Source organism: Salinibacterium sp., from assembly GCF_031364185.1.
Classification (GTDB): domain Bacteria; phylum Actinomycetota; class Actinomycetes; order Actinomycetales; family Microbacteriaceae; genus Rhodoglobus.
Map to the genome: position 1 here is coordinate 1 of NZ_JANLVV010000076.1, position 1,352 is coordinate 1,352.

Genomic DNA, 1,352 nt, shown 5'->3' on the forward strand with positions numbered 1-1,352 from the left:
GGCGGTGATGGTCATTCAGGCTCCTTGGGGTGGGATGTCTCGTCAGGCGAAGCTGAAGGCGCGCGCCGGGTTGTGCAGCAGCGCTGCGACCTCGGCCAGGAACCGGGAGCCCTCAGCCCCATCGAGAACGCGATGGTCGAACGAGAGGCTGAGGGTGACGAGCTGGCGCAGCGCCACGGTGCCGTCGAACTCCCACGGTCGGCGCGCGACGGCGCCGACGGCAAGGATCGCGGCCTGACCGTCGTGCAGGATCGGAGTGCCCGCATCCACGCCGAACACACCCACGTTGCTGATCGTGAACGTGCCGCCCGCCAGGTCGGCCGGGCTTGACCTGCCCGCCTTCGCGACCCGGGTGAGTTCGGTGAGGGCCGTGGCGACGCCAGCGAGGTCAAGGGCACCAGCGTCCGGGATGGTGGGCACGATGAGTCCGCGCGGCGTTGCTGCCGCAATCCCGAGTCCGATTCGCTGCGACCGGATGATGCCACCGGCGCTCTCGTCCCAGCGGGCGTTGATGCCGGGGTGGCGCGGCATGGCGGAGCAGACCGCCTTGGCGACGGCCGCGAGGAACGTGAGCCGAAGGTCTCGGAACTCCGCGGTGGGGCGCAGCTCGTCGAGGAGGTCGACGGTGGCCGTGACATCCACTGTGAGGAACACCGTGACGTGGGGGGCAGTGAAGGCGCTCGCGACCATGGCGTCTGCCATCAATCGGTGCACCCCGGTCACCGGCACGAGCGTGTCGCCGGGCGCGGCCGCGGCGGGTAGCGGAGGCGCGGAGTGCGGAGGCGCGGACTGGGCAGGCACCGACCGTTCGACGTCGGAGCGGGTCACCAATCCGGATTCGCCGGTCGCGACCACGGCCGAGAGGTCGACACCGAGCCGATGCGCGAGCTGCCGCACGGGGGGCGCGGCGAGCCGGCCGGCGTGTACGAGCTCGGGGGGCGCTCCAGTGGTGTGCGTCGCTGGCAGTGTCCGGGCGCGTCGGGCCGGGCTGGTCGACGACTCGGCGACGGCGCCGTACCCGACAAGATTGGGCGGCAGGTCATCCTCGGCGGTGGCGGTGGCGGTGGCCGGCCCCTCGACCTCGAACGCGATGATCGGGTCTCCGACGGTGACCGTGGTGCCGGACTCGACGAACAGCCGGGTGACGACTCCGGCGTAGGGGGACGGCAGGTCGACGAGGGCTTTCGCGGTCTCGACTTCGGCGATGACCTGGTTCAGTTTCACGGTGTCTCCGACCGCGACGCGCCAGACCGCCACCTCCGATTCGGTGAGACCTTCCCCGAGGTCGGGCAGACGGAACTCCTTGACGGTCACGAGAAGTTCCGGGTTCCGGTGAGCGAGTTGGGGCGGTC

1 protein-coding gene is annotated in these 1,352 nt (G+C 70.9%); it reads right to left on the reverse strand.

Features of this window, described 5'->3' with window-relative positions; all coding sequences use genetic code 11:
- Positions 1-42: 42 nt before the first annotated feature.
- The coding region (locus tag RMN95_RS03830) for a dihydrolipoamide acetyltransferase family protein (RefSeq protein ID WP_397545242.1) at positions 43-1,352 on the reverse strand (1,310 nt) is incomplete at its 5' end.